Below are 19,761 nucleotides of genomic sequence, written 5' to 3'. Positions count from 1 at the left end.
ACTGTCTAGTCTTAATGCTGGGAAAATACTTCGCTCTTTAGTAGCTCAGCGATTAATCGGCCACATAAATCCCCCCCAGTGCCTGTTACTTGGCCTATTTGACAGGTGATCACCACAGGATTTTGTCTATTTACATAGGCTGTCATCCATGCATTATTATGTTTTCTACTTATCTCGCCCGTGCCTGATTTTGCATAGATATCAAAAGGCAGTTCCTTCAGTGCTTTATAGTTTTTGCCTGCTAATAACATGGCTTCTTGTACAAGCTCAAATGATTTTTGTTTAACGTTGATCGGATTGGTTGACACTTTTGCCTGCCTACCATCAACTGACTTAAGTAGCGACAGCGGCACTAGACGTTGCTTTGCTATAGCTAAAGTAAATTGTGCAACTTGCAAAGCCGTAACGCGGTTTTGCTCACCAACGGCAGCCCGCCAGAATTGTGATTCCACGTTATAGTGCCTTAACTTACTCGCAGGAACATTTAGTACTGAATTGAGAGCAGCATCACCTAATAATCCTGCATCAAGCCTTAACGGCTTATAAAAGCCGAATTGACTGATAAATTGTCTTAATGGTGAGGTATTAGCATATCCGTCATTGCCAAAGGCGCTTTGCCAATAAAAAGGCTCTTTAGCAACTTTATTAACCATAAAAGCAAAATACGTATTTAAGGAGTCTCTAATCGCTTCTTTTAAGCCATAAGCGCTACTTGAATGCTTTAAATTGCCTTCTCTATCATAGGTACGATTATAAATTGTTTGTTTTTCTCCATTAAAAATAAAATTGCTAAGCCCGTTAGCCACACAAGACTCCTGTTGAGTAGGAAAACAACCGAGCTCAGGGTTCATCAACGTTTCACCTTGAGCTTTTTTCCACCCCTCAAAGGTTAGCCCCTTTACCATGGGATGATTACCTCCTAGTTTTTCAGCAATAAGCAAAGCAGATAAGAGTTTAAATACACTACCTGAGACGAACCTTTGTGAGTCATCATGATAAGCCGCTAAAAACGTTAAGGGAGAATGAATCGGCTTTGTGGCCTGAATATAACCGGCACGTTGATAATTCGTTTCATTGCTTGCTTGAGGGGTTTGAGCAAGTACTAGTAGCTCGCCATTAGCATTTGCCACAGAAACTGTCGCAAATGATGGTTTCTCATCCATTGCATTGATATATTCATTCAACTTTTGGCTGACTACATTTTGCATCGCCTTATCTATGGTCAACATAATATTGTTACCCATAGACCGATTAATACGACCAGCATAAGGAGCAAGTAGGTGGGGGATATCTTTAGTCTCGAGCTTTTTACCATTACGATCTACCACGCTAAACTTTTCTTCACCGCCATTATCAGTAGTATCGTTAAACGCATGTAAACTTGGCTTCTCACCAAGCTTTATGGTCCTTTTTTTCAATATAGGCGAAAGAGCTTGTCGCACGCCATTAGCTTTAATGCTAACTTTCGAGCTTGTAGGTTTTAAATAATAAAGGGTTACATCACCTGCTTGCTGACAAAGGCCTTTAATACACTGGTCGCTAGTTTCTAAAAAAGTAGCGCCGGTAATAGTGACATCTCGCCCTAACACGTAGAGATAAAAGGCCTTACCTGGCGCATTAAAAGAAAAGCTCACTTGCTCTTTAAGCACTTTATGCCAAATCAAAGATTGATGGTTACTATCACGGTAAAACAAATCTTGATAATTAGAGATGTCACCTAACGACAGTTTGACGGGTTGAACACCTGAAAACGCTTTAACATTAACATCAGCAGGTAACGCTACCGCAGCGATTGACTTAGCAATCTCTTCAGTCGCCAAAGCTCTATTTCGCAACACCTCACCGGCAGGTGTATGATAAAAAGCTGCTAAAACCTTTTGGCAATGCGCTGACTTTTCAGCGTTAAATTGGCCCGATGTTAGTTTTTCAGTATAAAAATAGCGAGAGGCGAATTGCCAACGGTCCCCATCAAGTTTCATTAATCCGCATTGCTGCATATATTGATTTAGGCTTTGAATACCATATTTCATTTGATTTTGGGCCGGATAAAGACCTTCTTTTACATTACCTTTTATCCAGTTATTGTTATCGTTGAGCCAGTAATGCATGATATTGGCATGGAGTGAGTGTTTATAAACGCGAATGCTCAGAATGCCAAGAGTGCAACCCAGTTTATTTGTTTTTTTGTCAATTTGTTGTAGCACTAACGTGAATTTGTCATTTGAAACAAAGGCAAATTCAGTAAAGTCATCACGCTGTGTATCTGTGATTACCTTTACTTGCTCTATGGCTTTTATAGAGAATCCATATTCACTGCTAATAATAACGCCAGGAAGGTCTTCGTCACTGCCACTTTTATCAAGAATAGGGCCATGCAGATAGTCATGTATTTGGCTTTTAAATTTTTTCTCATTATGAAGTAAAGATTGAATCTGTGAAAAGTCTAGACCGACAAAAAGCGGCTTAGGTGCAATATTAGGAGGCAACAAAAAGCGACGCTGCTCGCATATATCTATTTTATACTCTTGCTGAAATTGCCCACCCAGCGTAATCAGCCGTGCATCATCAAACCAAAGCTCGTTATGCCCTGATTGATATTGAAGGGGTAAAGTATGATTTTGATTAATTTTTTGAAGGCTTGCGGGCAGCTCAATATGTGTCAGTAACGTGGTATTAGCTGTTGGTTTTCCTGCCCAAAACCAAGTCGCTGCCGTAAGTGTGATCACTAACGTAAAAAGGGGAACAAATAAGCGCAACATAGAACTTCCTCATGTTTTATTTTATGAGGGGTATGATGCTGGGATTTTAAGTTAGGTGGTTGTTTGTATCACCCATAAAAAGACCTATATTGATTGCTCATGAGGTCAATCTTTCATAAAACAAATTTAATAGAGTTTACTCAAAATAAATGACTGAGAATTACGAACTTTTTCAGGGATATTTTTTTCTATATATGTTTTAGCTTTATTTTTCCAAAATTTAGCTTTATCAGGGTCCCTAACCCTTTCATTATCACTATATTCTAATAACTTAGCTAAATTTATCTGGCATTTACTTACCCCTGCTTCAGCGCCTATCTCAAACACTCTTCTTGCTAACGCTTCATTTGCAGACGTCAAGCCAATTCCAGTGGCATGATATATTCCAAGAAGATTACAATATTTCACAGGATCAATCCCATTTACTTTTTGGGCAGCAATGAAACCTTTACGCAATCCCCCAACCTTGGCCCATTTAGATCCAGACAATCCTTCAAATAAATAATGTCTAGCGAGATCAGCCATAGCAGGTACATTTTCTTTATCAGAGGCCTTTTCTAACCAATTTATAGCTAACTCTTTATTTATAGCTGTTCCATCGCCATAGCCATAAGCTTGGCTTAGACTATACATGGCCCCTTTATCACCTTGTTTAGCTGCTTTCTCAAATAATTCAAAGGCCATTTCTAAGTTTTTATTCACCCCTCGTCCTGAGCGATACATTAATGCTAAATTATTCTGCGCGCCTTTGTTATTTTTTTCTGTTGCTTTTGTATACCATTCAGCAGCCAATTTTTCATTTTTTACTACGCCTTTGCCTTTATCGTATATCCAACCTAAATTAAATTGTGCAGTACCATCACCTTGTAATGCAGATTTTCTAAACCATTCATACGATTTACTTAGGTTTTTTTCTACACCTTGTCCATTCCTATATTTATAACCAAGTTTACGTTGAGCTACCGCGTCATCATTATCGGCTGATTTTTGAAGCCAATTAAACGCAACAGATTCGTCTTTTTCTACTCCAAATCCTTTTTCATACATGGTGGCTAGGTTGGTTTGTGCAGAAGTGTTGCCTTGTTCAGCAGATTTTAGATACCATTCAATAGCTAATTTATAATCCTGATTGACCCCTTGACCGTATTGATATTTGTAACCTAAAGTATTTTGAGAGCGAGCGTTTCCTTGCTCTGCAGATTTTCTGTACCAGTCAATAGCTAAATTATCATTCTGCAATACACCTCGACCTTTTAGATACATGTACCCTAAATTATTTTGTGCAGAAGCATTACCTTGTTCTGCTGATTTACGAAACCATTCAGCGGCTAACACATCATCTTGCTTTACTCCACGGACTTGTTCATACATTATACCTAAATTGTTTTGCGCGATGGCATTCCCTTGATTGGCTGCTTTACGAAACCATTCAACGGCTAACACATCATCTTGATTTACTCCAAGACCAGTTTTATACATGAAACCTAAACTATTTTGAGCATCTGCAACACCTTGTTCAGCAGCCTTTCGATACAATTTTGCAGCTACTTTATAATCTTGCTTGACTCCATAACCATCTCGATACATGTTGGCTAAATGGTACTGCGCAGAAATATCCCCTTGACCACTAGATTTTTTAAACCATGCTAACGCTTTAGCAAAATCCTGCTTAACTCCTTGACCATTCTTATACATGAAACCTAAAAAATTTTGCGCTGTAGCATTTCCCTTTTCAGAGGCCAGATTGAGATAATTAAGCGCTTTTTCGTAATCTTTTTTAACATCTTTACCATAGTAAAACGTGAAACCTATCATGTAAAAGTCGACAACAAATGTATTTAAAGTCGTCTCTGACCGCCCATTGATATCTATTACCTTAAACGTAGCACTGTATCTCCCTTCTTCTATACCAGCAAGGTCGTATGACCAATCAACTGACGCATCAATTTGACTTTCTAGCTGCCAAGTTTTTGCAGAGCTTTCAACCTCCTTATCGCCCCGCATCACTTTAACATTTAACTGTTTAAGGCCTTTATTATCTTTAGCTTTAATCGTTAAGGATAAAGTATCACCTGCTTGCTTGATATCCGTTAGCTCAATCGTCGGCGGCTCATTGTCAATAGCCTCTAACTCAATCGATAATACTTGGCCTCGCCATTCAATTACCTCAACTTTATCGTGATAGTCTTTAGCCGTTATTTTAAGCTGGTATTTACCTTCAGGAACATCTTCTCCAACCTTAAATTCCTCCTGGGACTTACTCTCTTTATCGCTTGTCGATAAGGTGGTTTTAGCGTCTGCCGGTTTTGTTGTAATAGCAAATTTATGCACAGGCGGGGTAACGGTAATAAAGCCTGTTTTTACTGTTTGGTGATTGGACGCTATTAAGGTATAGGCATGCTTACCTTGCTTAGTTCCCTTACAGATAAAGTACGTAGTCGTCGCACTAGAGCGGTAAGCATTGTAATTACACTTGACTGCATCATCTTGAATGTAGAGGCTATATGCCCCTTTCGGTGCTTCTTCGGTCAATGGTAACTGGATAACACCCGACCTGTTTTGCGTTAAGAATATCTCACTTTCACCCTTTTGCTTAAAAGGCGACCAATACACCACCCCGGCAATAATGCTGATAAGCACCAATAACATAACGCTGGTTGATAGCAGTTTTGATTCAGATGCTTCACGCCATGCTTTTTGCCAATAGCCTTGAGTCGATTGTTGATTATTGTTTATTAAGGTTAATTGCTCAGTCGCTTGCTTGGCTTTTTGGTTAAACGCTTGGCACTGTGAGAGGAAATGTTGGTATTCGCTGATAAGTGTTTTAATACGAGATTCAGACTGTAAGCGCTCGGTGATACTGGCAATTAAATGGGCTTTATTGGTCAGTAGGCCATCGTTGCTTGGTTTAAGCTTAGCTTTTGCCTGTAAGTCTGCTTGATTAAGTTCACTGATAAACTGGTTTAACTGGGTCAGCACCTTGTTTTGTTGCTCATTGGCTTTTTTGGCTTTTGAGAATTGCTCGGTAAAGGTGTTTTTTTGCTGGGTGAGCTCTGCTGAAATTTGCTCAAGGCTTTCTACTTCAGTATTAAGCGCTTCATCTGGCCATTTGCTGTGTTGCTCTATTTGCCCAATCATCTGCTCGCTAACATCAATCAACAAGTCATTGAAAACGCTTAACTCATCATCAACCTGTGATTTAAGCTTAAGGTAGTCTGACTGTTTAACTGGGGCTGGCTCATTAATGGAGGGGGCTGTCGTGCTTTCACCTAGCTTGAGTTGCTTGAGCGTTTGCTTAAACTGTTTAATGTGTTTATCTGCTGCTGCGTCTTGCTCGGTTAAGTGGGTTATTTGTGCGGTGATTTTTGCTTCAATGTGGTCATAACTGAGCAAAGTATTGAGTTTGTCTTGGCCTATCAGCCCTGCGCTTTTTAAACTATTAAGTTGTGTGCCTGGTGCTTGCAGTGACGCTTGCAGTGCTTGATAGTCTGCGATGGTTTGTTTTATACCCGTTTGGTATTCAAACCAGTTATCAATGTTTTGTTGTAGTGGTCTTAATTCATCTCGCGCTTGAATGTCTTGTATAAACGCTTGCTTAAGTGCACTGAAAAAAATGGTGAAGTCGTTATGGCGTGCGTTTTTATCGTCGCTAATCGCTTTAGTCAGCACTTGTGATAACGTTGAGGGTAAATTCTCGTTAAATTCTTCAATAAGCTCAGCCGAAGGACCATGACTTGGCGAGCGACCCGTCAGTAAAAAGTAAAATACACAGGCTAAGGAGAATTGGTCAGTACGCGTGTCCGCTTCAGATTCCTCTATAATCTCTGGGGCGCGATATTTTACAGTACCTTCGCCCAAGCGGCTTGGCGTTTCAGCCTTTAAATCCGAGGCAAAACCAAAGTCGATAATATGCACGCCTCCGCGCAGGTCTTGCATTAAGTTATTCGGGGAGATATCTCGGTGAACTATGTCTGTAAGGGTTAATTCATCAAAGGCCTGAGCAATGGCCGGTAATAACGCATGGGTTTTATCAAAGCGGTCTGATTGTGCCCACGCTTTACTTAGATGCGTAAAGCTGTCTCCTGTTATATACGGCAGTACAATAAACGCTTTGTTGGGGATGGTTTCCTGTAATTTTTTACCCGTTCGTTCATCAACACCAGGAATAAAACAGGTGTCTGCCGGCACCGCACAATGTACTGACGGTAAGCTTTTACTGAGGGGATAGCGGTGCTGAATCGTTTCTAATATCTGAAACTCATTGTCATGATAGGTTAATAAATGTGGGCGGTTTCGGGTAAACTTCATCACAAAGCGATGATGCTGCAATAAGTCTTCTTTATTTTTTTGACTGTTCTTTAAGCGTGCCTGCAATAGCCCTTCATCAATCGCTAACCACACCTCACTGCCATCATCACTTTTTGACAGCGCTCGCTCCAAAATAAAGTAATAGTCATCGGTGATTAACTTTATATCTTTATCATTCCCTTTAAATGAGCTACCGACCACGATATATCCCTTTATTTTTATTATTTATTAAGCACCGCTTTAACGACTGGTTTAGCTAACGCTTTGAACAACTTATTACAAAATGTAACAGCAAATCAGATTAGCAAAGCCAATAACCCCGCGCAAGCTGATATTAATGAAAAACACACGACTATTTTATTTTCTAATAAGTTACCTTACCAATTTAACCTTAAACTTAAGCTATTTATGGGGTCAGAAAATACTTTACTCTTTTAAAATCCCAGCATTATTAAAACTAAAGCCAAATATAAAAAACAGGTAAATATGATGTATAAATCAGCAATCAACATAGAATTTCACAACTTAATTGAAACAGCTCTCGTAGACTTTTTAAAAATGTTAAAAGCGTCATTATCACTAAATATTAAAGAAAAATTTCGTGTTCTGTCTGTTCTACATAAGCTCTCTCAAAAAGAAGTAACCGAACTAATCGATATCTTGGAAATAGAAGCTCAGAGATACAAAAACTTATCACATGGACACCTTAAAGATATTCAATTATTACAACAAAACGCTCATTTAACTTGGGAGCAGCTTTGCCTCAAATTACCACTTCCACAAATAGTGATTACGCATTAAATAACTAAAATTTTAAACTAAAGGAATTCAAAATGAATAGTCATGAATTTAAATATGCCCCCCAGATTACCTATTTCTATGATGGGTACATCTACCCATTTATTGGAAACGCAACACTGAAAGACTTAATAGAAATGAAAGATAAAATGAAAGACTCACCTAATTTCAGTTATTACAATAAAGATGCCAGAAATACTCACTTTGCACATCAAGAATGTGTTTTTGAATGTATTAGAATTTTATTCTCTAACCCGGATCCATCCTATGCGATTGCAAAACTTGAAGAAAAATATAAACAATTTACTACTTAATCTTTAGTAACTAAGATCTACGCTGACAGGCTCTCACTTTCTAATACTGCTGTTAGTTTCAAATAAAACTATTGCTGTTTAAAGCTTTGTATAACGTTAATTATTTCGAGTGTTTTTTCATCAGTTATTCCTAATAAATAACTGTCGTAATCTTGTCGTTGAGCTTTACGTTTTTCTTTCATTAATTTCAGGGCTCTGTCGGGAAACGGTTCAGAAAATAAGATTCGAATACATTGCTCTATACTAGCCAGTTGTTGCTTATATATTTGCATGTCTTTTCTCCTCAATAAAATAGGATTTTGATAGTTCAACCACCTTATTCGCATATTAATAAGTTCTTTAAGCTTTTGCTTTTTTATTACAGGAGAAATAGACCCTTGATAGTAATATTCGATTTGAGGTAAATAGGACTCTACGGCCCCTTTTTTAACATTTTTCATTAGAGGGATAACAACTCTTCAAAATGCCAAAATTCGATAGGGAACACTTCAATTTGTTCCGACGAATAAAGTTTTTGGTCCGTGTAGTAGTTTTCTTCGGGCAAATAAAACAACCAAAGGGTATTTATATCTTTTACTGGCTGGTTAAGGCTCGTTAGTAAACTTGTACTTGATGACACGCTTTCTTTTAATGACTTGATGAGATTGTATTTTTTATCAGTATCACCGACTGGATGTAACTTTCTTGCCTGCTTTATCGGCTGAATTAAGATTTGTTGTTCTTTACTGTCTACACATGTTTTAGGAGTAACTTGTCCAGTACAAATAACTGGGCGTTCTACGCGAGGTAATAAACCTAAAGCCATTTGTAAAGCCGTTACTAATGCAAACTCCCAGCTTTTGTGTTTTTTAGCAGGTCTCTCTCCGCATTCAATAAAAATCTGTCCACTAAGGAGCATTCGAAGATCAGTATTTTGATTAATCAGTTTTCGTATTTCATTCGAGAAATTTGGCGTTAACCCAAAAATAGACAATTGACTTTTTGCTGCCGGCACATGTGATACTTTAATAAAACTGAGTTGTTCTGCTTTTCCACTTGCATTGTCGACTAAAGGAAAATAAACGCATGATTCATACCTTTCTTGCGGTATAAAAGCTTGTACTTGCTTTAGTGGTTGGTCAGAAAAAATGGCTTGATAATGACTGATTTGATTCGCATTATCTAACCGATAAACAAGGCTAGAACGTGTTACGTTACCATTGTCAGCTTGTTTATTTGATGGTGCAACTTGTGTAGGTGTAAGCTCGACAAGCCCTTTAGAGAAATTAAAGCCCGCTTCTAATGCACTATGTTCTTCTAATTCTATGTGGTTAGAAAAGTGCAAATCAGCTAGCAATAAAGCCAAGTTAAAAGCGTAAATATTTGGTAACAACACTTCTGGCTGATCAGTACAATGCCCAAAAGGCGCTAAGAGTAGTTGAAACTCACAACGGTGAGCATGAAATACTGATCTTAACTTAGCTACGGTTGCTTTAGTATATTGTGCTAACTGCTTTGCTAAAGGATAGGATATGGTTTCTTCCAAAACGATTGGCGCATGTTCAGCTGCTATATTGAAGTTTGATGAAAAAGTTAATGTTAACCAATCATTTCCTTCACAGTTTGGCACCTCAATACTAATATGTTCAACCATTTCTAATATTCACTCCATGTTCTTTTTTTTATCGCCTCAAACTGAACAAGCCACTGAGGTAAACGATTAGCTTCATTATCAAAACCTACCAGTAATCGATTATAAAGTTTGATTTCTTCTTCAAGAAGATTTTCAACCTTAACTTCTGATATTGCACGTCTTAATCGCCCCAGCAAAACAAGGAATTCAGCACTTTGTCGAATATCTTCTTGTTTTTCATAAGCCGTAATACGACTAATGAGTTTAGGTATTATGTTGCTAATAGGTTTCGAGTTACTTTTTCGGTTGAGTATATATATATCGCATTCACCTTCATTTAATTGTACATTTCCTTTTTCTAACACACTAATCAACCACGCTTTATAGTCAGATTTCGTCATAAATGGGTACAATAACACTTGCTTAACACCGGTGGTAAATGCTCTGTCTATATCTTTTTTAACGGTATGCCCTGCCCAAGTAAGCTTTATCACTAATGATTCACAATAAGGAATAACTAAATCAATCGCTTGTTCTTTGTTTGTATCGATAGGCTTACTAAAAAAACCTCGAAACCAAGGTTTTATTTTACTAATCATGATTGATCTCAATATAAAATCTGCATTTTTCATCAACTTCATTAGGTGCAGGGCAATATTTTTCCCATGGGCTTTCATGTTGATATTCTGACTCTTCTTTCATCATTATAATAGAAGCTAATTCTGTAACCTCTGCTTGAGTATTTGTATCCGATGTTAAATATAATTTAATTTTCGGACTTTCTTTTTGTTCAAAAAGATCATCCATAAAGGCAGAAGATTCTTCGCTTTCATCGAATTTCCATCTAACAAGGTAGTAACCTGCTTTATTCTTTTCCTGATGAATGTCTATCTTAAAGGCATCCTTTTTTACTAATGTTTGCGTTCCATCTTTATCAATATTGTAATGGTCAACACGGTACTCTTTAACGCTCAGACCTCCAGTACTTGCTGCTAAATGGGTCAGTTGAAACTGATAGCTTTCGTTATGAGCCTTGTTGTCTTGCTCATTTTGCAATTTATCTGCTTCGTATATAGTAGCGATCATTCTGGCACTTTCAGACTCCCTGATAATTTTTTTATATTCATTTGATTGTTCATCGTTTTTTTGCTCAAACAATAAATCATGCTTATAAGCAAACAAAGCCTTTGCCGTTTTGGATACTTTAATTGTATTCATTATTTTAAGTCCTGTAATTTATGTATTTCATCAAACAGTGCTGGGATTTTATTTAGGCGTGTGAATACATCATTTTTTAAGCTTGAAAAACCCTGTAACGGATATTCTTTTTCCAAAGTTTTTAATGCTATATCGACATCGTTAAGAGTAATATCTGCGACGGGTAACTCGTGATCATTCGCATAGGTATCAATTGCCAGTTCACATATTAACTTTACTCCCTCAATTATTTCAGCAGAACAATTAATACTGAGTAAATAATGTTCATAAGAATGAAAAGCGAAAATGCAAGCCAAATTGTTTTTATAATTGGCAAGCATTCTCTTGTCGCTTGAAAAAGAAAAAAGTAATTCTTTGACCTTATTAACAATAGGATAATCTTGCGTTAGTATCTCTAATGTCGAACTTGTTTTTTGACCCGATTCAGCAGATGAGTATTCTATTTTTTCATTCATTTGATTTGTTGCTCTATCTTTTTCTTGTTGATCAACAAACCAATGGTGGTAACGGGCCTTCATATCACAGAAGAAAAAAATAAAAGGTAATACTCTTTTACTTATTGACCTACTCTTTCCAACGCGGGTATATAGCTTCCTAGCTTGTTTACTATTTTCTTCCTCCTTGACCAATCTTGCTTTAGCCCTTTTAATAGCATCAAGCGTGAGCTCCGAACGATTAAGTACTTCAATATTTACTATCTGACTAAAGTATTTTTCATATTCACTTCGCGAGTTTCCCGCATTAGCAGCTTCTTGTTCAATAATCACGTAATTAGCTTCAACATAAGCAGAAGTATTTTGCGAGGCTTTATCTAAGATATGTTGAAACTCCTCGGATTGAATCACACCAAGTTTTTTTAGATGAAGCTGAATAGATTGCCCTTTTTTACATGACTCAATTAGTGAGTAAAATAAATCCTCTAACTTACCCTGATAAACTAATTTTAGTGCATCAAACCAATTGCATTGACAAACTTCTTTTACCCAGTTAGTTCCCAACCAAAGCATTGCAGCTTGACTGTAAATCCTAAAGCGATCTCCTTGTTGAAATGACTTTTCTATCCTTTTAGAAAGCAATTCATTTTGGAATATCCATGTTTTAAACTCTGCAAAATTTTTAGGTTCAATAGATAGGTTATTAAACATTTCATCTAAACTTTCTTCCTTCACATTACTCATTAAGAATACAAATTCAAATTTAGGCATAATAGTTAAAATGATATTTAACAATCCGTCTAGTTCATGAATTAATTCTAATGCCCCCCTATTAACACCAGGTTTATGAGAACCGGGCTTCGGCGGTCGAATAACTTTCTCTGGCATGTTTTCAAAATACTTAATGTAGTGATACCAATACTGATGGCTGTCATAATCATTTCGTAAATGCGCTAAATTTTTGGGGCTAAACTCACCGTTTTTTTGTCGCAAGCTTGTTAAGTTTTTTATTGTTTTTTCATACGGGTACCCCTCAAGCATCTCGGGTGAATTTAAATTTCCCGAAAGCCATGTAATAATATTTTTTGCCAGCTCAACCTGCTCTGATTGTATTGATATTTCACTTACACTTTGGGAGCTATTTAAAAAACGTACGTTGGTTCCAATATTATTGAAAACTTCTTCTAGCCAAGTATAAAAAGGAATACTAGGGTCTTGAGTTGCGCGATTAAATGCAAAATTCAACAAGCTGCGAATAGCAACCCAATCAGGCCTAATAGTTGTGTGTTCAACAATAAGAAATGCTCTATTCAGATAGCTGTTTTGAAACTCAATTGAACGCCCTAGATTAGTATCTGTCATACTTAATTCCTTTTCTTACTAAATTTTTTATATTTCCAATAGCCACACTTGACCGTAATGATGGAAAAAACCCGCTTGTTGTTGATTTTCTCCCATATAAACATCTATATGTCCAGCGCCTTTTATTGCACTACCACTATCACTGGCTATTAAAAGACGAAATTCGCGACTTCCTACCTTTCCATTCTTGTTTATTATGGGAAATTCCACCAATAGAACAGAGCCATGAGGAATAACGTCAGGATCAACGGCAGCAGTTATATTATTAATAACTGGTACACCTGAGCTAGTAATTGGTGGTGACTTTACTTCGCGAAAAAAAACGTAGCTGGGGTTTATATTTAGAACGCTAGATAACAGCTCTGGATGTTGTTCAAAAAAATTACGTATCGCCTGCAAACTTATATCTTTTTTACTAACATGGCCGCTTGAGACTAAATATTTTCCAAGTGATTCATATTTTTTCCCATTTTTACCCGAGAATGCCAAAGTCATATATTCATTAGTATCTATAAAATGCGCAAACGTCGAGCCTTGTACTTGGGCAAAATAGTTATTAAGCAATGAGTCGCTGTAGCCTATTTCTAACCCTAACCCTTGCAAGCCTTTAAAATCATCAATTTCTGAACGTGTTAATGCTTGATCATTAGGCCACTTACTAGGTTTAGTGTATAGCGGATACTTGTATGTGCTGTCTGGCTTTCTTTTTAACTGGAGCATTGGCGTAAAATAACCTGTTAATAGTACATTTCCACACCCATCTTCTCCTCTTAGTCGTTTAAATTTCAGACCGGACAAAAATATAGCTTTCTCATCTGTGCCAGTTTGCTCAGACATTTTTTCCAAGACAGCTTTTTGCTTTCTTATAAACTCTTTCTGTTCTTCAGTTATTATAGGGGTTAATAGTTTACGTTCAGTTGCAGATAATTGGTTGTATAACGCTTTATCCATTTCTTTTTCAGGTATTAAACTAATACTTGGTAATTCTTCTTGTTTAAAAGTGCCGTCAAAACACTCTAGATTTTTTTGCCAACCATTCCCTTCAAAATCATATCCTTTGATGATTTCTTTGGTATTATTATTAGCGCTTGCCAAGCAGGTGATAGAAAATATCCCCGCTACAAAAGTACTTGTTGATAATAATTTCTTCATTTACTTTTCCTTAAACTTATTTGTTTTTAGTCAAACAAACCTATGCTGGGATAACGAATTACGTTAGCTGTTAGACTCACTTACCAAGTCTGTTTTATGATAGGACTCACGCTTAATGTGCGAGACACAGAGCGCTTTTGAAACAAATAGAAAAAGACAACTAGCAATTATTGATACAATTAGTACATCATGAATGCTGCCCCATGTACTAAGAGTAATCGCGACTATAATTCCGGTATATTTCCCAAACATAAGCAACCTTACGACTGCAGCTTGCTCTTTTTGTGGTGCAATGACTTTAGGTAGCAACATGGTCACTGGTATTAGCATTGCTGATGACAATCCTAAAAAAAATGCTGAAAGTACTAATATTATCCAGTGCAAACTAAAGATAAGTAGGATAAAACCTAATAACGATGTAATCGCCCCCGCAAATAAAAGCTTCGAAGTACCATAACGATCAACAAGTGTTCCACAAGGTTTAGAACAAAAAGCCTGAGCCATAAAAAACACCAATGATACTACCGCTACATACAATGTGTTTTCATACGTTTGACTGGTAATAAAGGGAATAAAAGAAATGGCCAAGCCGTACAAAAAGTAACTCTTTGCACTTACAATAGCGGCAATTATATAACGCCTTTGCTTGACAATATCACTCAGTTTATCAACCTTCTTTGAAGGCAAGAAACTATCTGTTATTTTAATGAAGTATAGAAGCGATATTGAAGCAAGGCATGTAAACACAAACACGACATATTCAAAAGAATAAGCTTTTAATGCTAGGCCAAAAAGAACTATACCAGCAAAACAGCCACTCCAAAGATACATGTTAAATGTACCTGCATTTTTCCCTAAAGATTCACTAGCAGAGTTATCAAGAAACACTGAGTTTTGTGCATTCCAAATTAACGCACAACCAAACCCCATGATACCGAATGAAGTATACAATAAAAATTCTGCTTGCTGACAACTGGCAAAGCCCGCACAAAGATAACAAATTGACGACAATACTATTGATCTTTTTTCTCCTATTGTGCCAATAATTTTATGCACAAAAATATTTGTAATAAATACTGATAAATAGAGTGTAAGTAGCAATTTAAAGCCCAGCTCTGGCTTCCCTATCATGCCAAAATGAACCGTTATAAATTGTTGTAAGCTACCAGCTAAAAGAAATAAAAAGGCAAAGCCCATATTGAGCTGTTTTAAATTCTTTTCTTTGGTTAAATTATTATTAATCTTGTTCATCATAAAATTCCTGCCTGCCATCATTTGTTTTCCTTAACATGACATATGCTGGGATTTTCAATATGCTCTTCCTAACGTCCCCTAATTGATCTCAACATTTTCCACTGAGAACTATTAAAAATCCCAGCATAAACCTTTTTGATATTTCACAAAGAGGAAAAACAATGGAATTAAGTAAACATGCCGAGGTAAGAATGAGTCAAAGAGGTATCACCAATGAAATGGTCAACTTGATAATCAGATTTGGCAATGCACAATTTCATGAGGGTTGTAAAATAGTATCGCTGAACAAAAAAGCACTAAAAAATTTACAAGTACAGAATATTTCGCAAAAGATAATAGACAAAATAAAAGCACTCTACGTTGTTTACCGCTCAAAAAAACAACTCATTGTAACAACAGCCTTTCGTAAGAAAAGATTGAAAAAAGACCGAAAGAGCTTTCAACAATTGATGCGTAAAAAAGAAAAATGGCGAAGATCTTTAATGCAAGAAAGAAAACTGTAAACCGAGCCTTTGTACCTCAAGCAAATTATTATAGGGAATAAGTATGCCTTCAATAAAGGTTAAAGCTATTAACTTATAAATAATAGCATCATCAACACTTACAGTTTTGGTGTTCAGTTTACTTTCATCTTACCTGGCATTTGTTATATTTATATTCTTTTCTATGGCCTTAAGTGATTCTTCTTTAGTCATGAACACTCGTATTTTTATAATTTCACCGTCTTTTCTTGAGCATTCACAAACCATCAGACCTAGGGTATCCATTGAAGTGGTTTCCCCGTTCATAAAACTGCCATGGGATTTTTTCTTTCGAGTTAATCGTTTGTCATCTGCTCTTAGCTTTATCATTTGCAGAGCTAAATCAAAACTCACATCACAGGTTTTGGCAAGCGGCGTTTTTCAAGGCGGTAAATCCGAGTGTAATAAACTTTATTTTTCCTGAGTATTTTTTTTCATATTCGCTATTCTTTTATTTTATTCATGTCGTAACAGTTAACTATTCATCGCCCTGAAAACTGACTAATTTTTCATCCAATACATTATCTTCAATATGAAAAAGTTCAGGGCAGGGCTGCTGAAGACTTATGGCGTTTATTAATAACTGCCCCAACCTTAATTCAGGGTACTTAAGTAGTACATTGGTAATACTTTCTAGCAAGTGTTGTTTAGTCTCATCAAGGTGGTTATCAACCAATACTGAATCTCTTGATGACTCATCATCAACTTCAGTATTGATAGGTATGTTTGATAACATACCACTCGCTGTTTTTTCTTCATCAAAAGTAAATTTAGATTTAAAATTTAACCTATGAGGCATAAAATCATCATCGGCTAATGGCACCTCTTCAAAATAACTGTCCCAATCTTTTTTTCTCATAAGAGCAAATAAGATCGGCAAGTTGATGAAGTTCATTGCCCTCAGCTGAGTGGTATTGAGCATCCCAAAGTTGTTCTACACGTTTCAAAGAAGCTTGAAGTTCTTTTTGATTAGATATTTTATTGGAGGATAAAATCTCACGAGAAATAATTCTAATATCACTATTTTTCTTTAGTTCATGAGCTTCTTATTTTGATTTCGTGATAGCTTGAAAAATATTTTGATATGCTAACGTATTTTCATTAGAGCTAGAGATTCTATCATCTAAAGGGTCACCTATTTTTAAAGTGTTACCACACATATCAGCAAAACAATGTTGGCATAAATCAGTTTCAACTTGCTTTCCATCACCATGAATCGAGCTATAGCCGCAATGATGGACTATTGAAATAAATTCATGAAACTCATAGTCACCGTCAGCACTTGTTTGTAAGCCACAACCATCACAAATCAGTATCGTCACCTCTTGCGTAGTGACCGTTTTAAATTTTTGCATCACAGCTCCAATTGACTACTATTTTCAAATAGTAGTTGTTCTAATCAGTATTAACAGAAATAAAGCCACTACTAGTAATACATTGAATTAAAATAACTAACCCCGCCATTTGAAATAGGCCAATTTCTGGCAATGAAAAAATATCGGGTATGATCCAATTCCAGATAAAATACGCAGGAATAACGGAAATCACTAAATTCAAAAACTTAACTGGTAGAGTGAGTAAAATCACTTCATATAATTTCATTTCAAATCTCTAACTTTGATTGTGAACTTCGAAAATAATAGCATTTGTCGGCCACCTTCAACTCATAACACCGCATCAAAATAATCACCTCAATTCACTCAACCTCAAAGCGATTGACTCTTGCTGAAATCGACCAAAAATATTCACCACTTTTTCATAAGAACTCGTTAAAAAGTGTTCTTCAACAGCGCTGCTAGCTCCATCATAGTCAGGTTGTTCAATAACAGCATCAAATTTACTCAGTTTTAATGTTGCTTTAGCGCTAACGTTTGATCCCTTGTCGAATATAACAGAGCCTAATGCCTCACTACCAACATCGTCTTCAACACTAGCCTTAATCTTTTCAAACTTAACTACATCAGCCTCAAATGGCACATCCTGCTTAACTCGATCAGCATACTCAAGCAGCTTAGGCTCAGCTGGCATATACAGAACCGCTTCTTGATTCTTTGAATCAGTCATTCTGAGTATTCGACCCAATATCTGTCTAAAATGCATTTCTGTTTTAATATTGGTGAGGTGGCAACAAACCTGCAGTCTTGGGATATTAGTTCCTTCACTGATCATTCCTACGGAAATTATCCATTTAGTTTGTGCATGTCTAAATTGTTGGATAATACTAGTTGGCTCATTCTCTCTATAAGTAACCACAACGGTATCTTCGTTAAAATAGGTTTTCATTAATGTTGAAATCTGTCTTGCATGATCCACTGATGAGGCAACAATTAACCCTGCGGCGTCAATGTTTTTAACTCTAATTGAACTTAGTTTTTTCTGTGCCGACGAAATTATGTATTTAATGACCTTTTCATTCTCAATAATTTCCTGATAGGGAATGATTGATTGCGATAATAAACACTTAAAGCTAGTAAATGTTTTCGTTTCATCGTCATCAAACACTGAAATGTTATTATTATCCACCGCAATTATCTGCGGTACACGGCAAACATCATCTTGAATTGCTTGTGCAAGCCCATAAACGTAATCACATGATATTTTATTACTAGGGTGCATATAGTTTGAAAGAACAATAGGTGCAGAATCTGAGCGCCAAGGTGTTCCTGTTAACGCCAATGTATATTTCGCTTTATCTTGAATGTTTAGTATTATCTGCTCTCCCCATGCATTCGCATTATCAACATTTGAACCCGCACAGTGATGTATTTCATCAAAAATCACAAACACTCGGAACCTTTCAAATAGCTGCCAAAAATGTTCATCTAGATACTGCAAACTTTGGTAGGTAAGAGAATGTCCTTTTGCCCCCAGTAAACCATCGAATCGTTCATTAATTCTCAACTGCAAACTTTGACTGAAATCTTGAGAAACAATCGAAGAGGGTGAAAAACAAATGATTAGATCAACTAAGTTGTTTTTTAATAACTGATCGGCCAATTCAGAGGCCATTAAAGTTTTACCTGCGCCTGGTGTTGCTAGGGCTAAGAAGTGACTATTGCCATTTAAGTATTGTTTTATAGCTGTATTGATACAGTTATCTTGCCATTGTCTTAATTTCATATTTACTCTGTTGGTTTACCTTGATTAAGCAAGCCTTCAATGGCTCTGATCTTCCCTAATATTTTCGTAGTATTGTCTCTAGCTTTATTGTATTTCGGCTGTAGCTCATCAACTAACTGAGGGAACTCTGAATAAAGCTCTTTGTAAGCTTCAGATTCCCCTATATTTAAGAGGAATTCAGCTTTATAGTGGTTCAACTTACCAAGTAATTGCTCTTGTTTTTCATCGACGCACTTAGTTGAAATAGTCACTTCTGGTTTAATCTTCGAGTTTATTTCTTCTACATTAAAGAGTTCTGTCTTACTGAAGCTAGTTAATCCTTTTTTATTAGATACTAATTTCTTTAACCAACCTTTTTTAACAAGTTTTAATAGTTCAGCATATATCTTTCGTCGAACGGAAGATGAGTTCAAAGAAGGGTCATTTTTTAGGGCCAAATAAGCTGACCGGACATCGCTCGTTGTGAAATGATCAAAGTTTTTCGCGACAATAATTTGAGCGACAAAGGGGTCAAATTTCAAAATTAATCCTGATCAAATAAAAACAACAATGGGTATTATAGGGCGTGGTGCTTTAGTGCTCAACATGAAAATCTAATCATTTTACTTAAAGGAATAATAAGTGAGTGATTTAGTCAAAGAGTTTGGTGAAATGTTACGCTTGAAACGCAAGGCTAAGGGATATTCTCAAGAGGCTTTTGCCGCGTATGTTGGTATAGAAAGAGGTAATTACGGTAAAATTGAAAGAGGTACTGTTAATATTAAATTAGAAACACTATACAAATTAGCTAATGCGTTAAATTGTGAATTTGAAGATTTAATGCCTTCAAGACTTAAATACAAAATAAATATTGATTAGATTCATATCCCACTAAAATCAAAACAGATTCTTAACGAAAAGCGATATTGA

18 protein-coding genes are annotated in these 19,761 nt (G+C 36.4%); 4 read left to right on the top strand and 14 right to left on the bottom strand.

Going from position 1 to position 19,761, the window contains the following annotated elements:
• Nucleotides 1-11: 11 nt before the first annotated feature.
• Both RM573_RS11975 and RM573_RS11970 read right to left on the bottom strand, forming a co-directional pair.
• Nucleotides 12-2,759, bottom strand: a complete 2,748-nt coding sequence (locus tag RM573_RS11975; protein WP_311582149.1) for a penicillin-binding transpeptidase domain-containing protein — start codon at nucleotides 2,757-2,759, stop codon at nucleotides 12-14.
• Nucleotides 2,760-2,885: 126 nt separating this feature from the next.
• On the bottom strand, nucleotides 2,886-7,268 hold the full coding sequence (locus RM573_RS11970) for a protein kinase domain-containing protein (protein WP_311582146.1): 4,383 nt from the start codon (nucleotides 7,266-7,268) through the stop codon (nucleotides 2,886-2,888).
• A 288-nt stretch (nucleotides 7,269-7,556) separates the two neighbouring features.
• Between RM573_RS11970 and RM573_RS11965 the strand changes: the two genes are divergently transcribed.
• Both RM573_RS11965 and RM573_RS11960 read left to right on the top strand, forming a co-directional pair.
• The gene (locus RM573_RS11965) at nucleotides 7,557-7,868 is read left to right on the top strand and encodes a hypothetical protein (RefSeq protein WP_311582143.1); all 312 of its coding nucleotides are present in this window, start codon (nucleotides 7,557-7,559) and stop codon (nucleotides 7,866-7,868) included.
• Nucleotides 7,869-7,900: 32 nt separating this feature from the next.
• On the top strand, nucleotides 7,901-8,179 hold the full coding sequence (locus tag RM573_RS11960; RefSeq protein WP_311582138.1) for a hypothetical protein: 279 nt from the start codon (nucleotides 7,901-7,903) through the stop codon (nucleotides 8,177-8,179).
• A 68-nt stretch (nucleotides 8,180-8,247) separates the two neighbouring features.
• Here RM573_RS11960 and RM573_RS11955 read toward each other — a convergent pair whose 3' ends face one another.
• The 7 genes from RM573_RS11955 to RM573_RS11925 form a co-directional block, all read right to left on the bottom strand.
• Nucleotides 8,248-8,451 (bottom strand): hypothetical protein, encoded by a 204-nt coding sequence (locus RM573_RS11955; protein WP_311582134.1) that lies wholly within the window; start codon nucleotides 8,449-8,451, stop codon nucleotides 8,248-8,250.
• A 167-nt stretch (nucleotides 8,452-8,618) separates the two neighbouring features.
• Nucleotides 8,619-9,812: a hypothetical protein gene (locus RM573_RS11950; RefSeq protein ID WP_311582131.1), complete on the bottom strand. Its 1,194-nt coding sequence runs from the start codon at nucleotides 9,810-9,812 to the stop codon at nucleotides 8,619-8,621.
• A 2-nt stretch (nucleotides 9,813-9,814) separates the two neighbouring features.
• Nucleotides 9,815-10,390, bottom strand: coding sequence for a hypothetical protein (locus tag RM573_RS11945; RefSeq protein WP_311582128.1), 576 nt, complete (start codon nucleotides 10,388-10,390; stop codon nucleotides 9,815-9,817).
• Nucleotides 10,383-11,009: a hypothetical protein gene (locus RM573_RS11940; protein ID WP_311582124.1), complete on the bottom strand. Its 627-nt coding sequence runs from the start codon at nucleotides 11,007-11,009 to the stop codon at nucleotides 10,383-10,385. The genes RM573_RS11945 and RM573_RS11940 overlap by 8 nt, the downstream gene beginning before the upstream one ends.
• Nucleotides 11,009-12,805, bottom strand: coding sequence for a hypothetical protein (locus RM573_RS11935; RefSeq protein ID WP_311582121.1), 1,797 nt, complete (start codon nucleotides 12,803-12,805; stop codon nucleotides 11,009-11,011). Before RM573_RS11935 ends, RM573_RS11940 begins: the two co-directional genes overlap by 1 nt.
• Before the next feature lie 27 nt (nucleotides 12,806-12,832).
• A complete protein-coding gene (gene mltA / locus RM573_RS11930) occupies nucleotides 12,833-13,957 on the bottom strand; it encodes a murein transglycosylase A (protein WP_311582117.1) in 1,125 nt (374 codons plus the stop codon).
• Between the two features lie 63 nt (nucleotides 13,958-14,020).
• Nucleotides 14,021-15,232 carry an MFS transporter gene (locus RM573_RS11925; protein WP_311582113.1) on the bottom strand — a complete coding sequence of 404 codons (1,212 nt, stop codon included), beginning with the start codon at nucleotides 15,230-15,232 and terminating at the stop codon, nucleotides 14,021-14,023.
• A gap of 140 nt (nucleotides 15,233-15,372) precedes the next feature.
• Between RM573_RS11925 and RM573_RS11920 the strand changes: the two genes are divergently transcribed.
• Nucleotides 15,373-15,714 (top strand): DUF4258 domain-containing protein, encoded by a 342-nt coding sequence (locus tag RM573_RS11920; RefSeq protein WP_311582110.1) that lies wholly within the window; start codon nucleotides 15,373-15,375, stop codon nucleotides 15,712-15,714.
• Nucleotides 15,715-16,210: 496 nt separating this feature from the next.
• On the opposite strand, the gene RM573_RS11915 is transcribed toward RM573_RS11920, so the two are convergent.
• From RM573_RS11915 to RM573_RS11895, 5 genes are all read right to left on the bottom strand, one after another.
• Nucleotides 16,211-16,627 carry a hypothetical protein gene (locus RM573_RS11915; RefSeq protein WP_311582107.1) on the bottom strand — a complete coding sequence of 139 codons (417 nt, stop codon included), beginning with the start codon at nucleotides 16,625-16,627 and terminating at the stop codon, nucleotides 16,211-16,213.
• A 151-nt stretch (nucleotides 16,628-16,778) separates the two neighbouring features.
• On the bottom strand, nucleotides 16,779-17,087 hold the full coding sequence (locus RM573_RS11910) for a hypothetical protein (RefSeq protein ID WP_311582104.1): 309 nt from the start codon (nucleotides 17,085-17,087) through the stop codon (nucleotides 16,779-16,781).
• Between the two features lie 40 nt (nucleotides 17,088-17,127).
• Nucleotides 17,128-17,334 carry a hypothetical protein gene (locus tag RM573_RS11905; RefSeq protein ID WP_311582100.1) on the bottom strand — a complete coding sequence of 69 codons (207 nt, stop codon included), beginning with the start codon at nucleotides 17,332-17,334 and terminating at the stop codon, nucleotides 17,128-17,130.
• Between the two features lie 84 nt (nucleotides 17,335-17,418).
• A complete protein-coding gene (locus tag RM573_RS11900) occupies nucleotides 17,419-18,852 on the bottom strand; it encodes a DEAD/DEAH box helicase (RefSeq protein WP_311582096.1) in 1,434 nt (477 codons plus the stop codon).
• A gap of 2 nt (nucleotides 18,853-18,854) precedes the next feature.
• Nucleotides 18,855-19,373 carry a hypothetical protein gene (locus tag RM573_RS11895; RefSeq protein ID WP_311582093.1) on the bottom strand — a complete coding sequence of 173 codons (519 nt, stop codon included), beginning with the start codon at nucleotides 19,371-19,373 and terminating at the stop codon, nucleotides 18,855-18,857.
• A 100-nt stretch (nucleotides 19,374-19,473) separates the two neighbouring features.
• On the opposite strand from RM573_RS11895, the gene RM573_RS11890 reads away from it, so the two are divergent.
• Nucleotides 19,474-19,710 (top strand): helix-turn-helix domain-containing protein, encoded by a 237-nt coding sequence (locus RM573_RS11890; RefSeq protein WP_311582090.1) that lies wholly within the window; start codon nucleotides 19,474-19,476, stop codon nucleotides 19,708-19,710.
• Nucleotides 19,711-19,761 lie beyond the last annotated feature (51 nt).

The sequence above is a fragment of the Thalassotalea castellviae genome (assembly GCF_031846185.1).
GTDB lineage: Bacteria > Pseudomonadota > Gammaproteobacteria > Enterobacterales > Alteromonadaceae > Thalassotalea_H > Thalassotalea_H castellviae.
This window is presented reverse-complemented; position numbering and strand designations above follow the sequence as displayed.

Coding starts and splice junctions, on each gene's coding strand:
- mltA (WP_311582117.1), bottom strand. CDS start 13,957: ATGAAGAAATTATTATCAACAAGTACTTTTGTAGCGGGGATATTTTCT.
- RM573_RS11900 (WP_311582096.1), bottom strand. CDS start 18,852: ATGAAATTAAGACAATGGCAAGATAACTGTATCAATACAGCTATAAAA.
- RM573_RS11975 (WP_311582149.1), bottom strand. CDS start 2,759: ATGTTGCGCTTATTTGTTCCCCTTTTTACGTTAGTGATCACACTTACG.
- RM573_RS11965 (WP_311582143.1), top strand. CDS start 7,557: ATGTATAAATCAGCAATCAACATAGAATTTCACAACTTAATTGAAACA.
- RM573_RS11950 (WP_311582131.1), bottom strand. CDS start 9,812: ATGGTTGAACATATTAGTATTGAGGTGCCAAACTGTGAAGGAAATGAT.
- RM573_RS11910 (WP_311582104.1), bottom strand. CDS start 17,087: ATGCAAAAATTTAAAACGGTCACTACGCAAGAGGTGACGATACTGATT.
- RM573_RS11940 (WP_311582124.1), bottom strand. CDS start 11,009: ATGAATACAATTAAAGTATCCAAAACGGCAAAGGCTTTGTTTGCTTAT.
- RM573_RS11955 (WP_311582134.1), bottom strand. CDS start 8,451: ATGCAAATATATAAGCAACAACTGGCTAGTATAGAGCAATGTATTCGA.
- RM573_RS11945 (WP_311582128.1), bottom strand. CDS start 10,390: ATGATTAGTAAAATAAAACCTTGGTTTCGAGGTTTTTTTAGTAAGCCT.
- RM573_RS11915 (WP_311582107.1), bottom strand. CDS start 16,627: ATGAACTTCATCAACTTGCCGATCTTATTTGCTCTTATGAGAAAAAAA.
- RM573_RS11935 (WP_311582121.1), bottom strand. CDS start 12,805: ATGACAGATACTAATCTAGGGCGTTCAATTGAGTTTCAAAACAGCTAT.
- RM573_RS11960 (WP_311582138.1), top strand. CDS start 7,901: ATGAATAGTCATGAATTTAAATATGCCCCCCAGATTACCTATTTCTAT.
- RM573_RS11905 (WP_311582100.1), bottom strand. CDS start 17,334: ATGAAATTATATGAAGTGATTTTACTCACTCTACCAGTTAAGTTTTTG.
- RM573_RS11925 (WP_311582113.1), bottom strand. CDS start 15,232: ATGATGGCAGGCAGGAATTTTATGATGAACAAGATTAATAATAATTTA.
- RM573_RS11920 (WP_311582110.1), top strand. CDS start 15,373: ATGGAATTAAGTAAACATGCCGAGGTAAGAATGAGTCAAAGAGGTATC.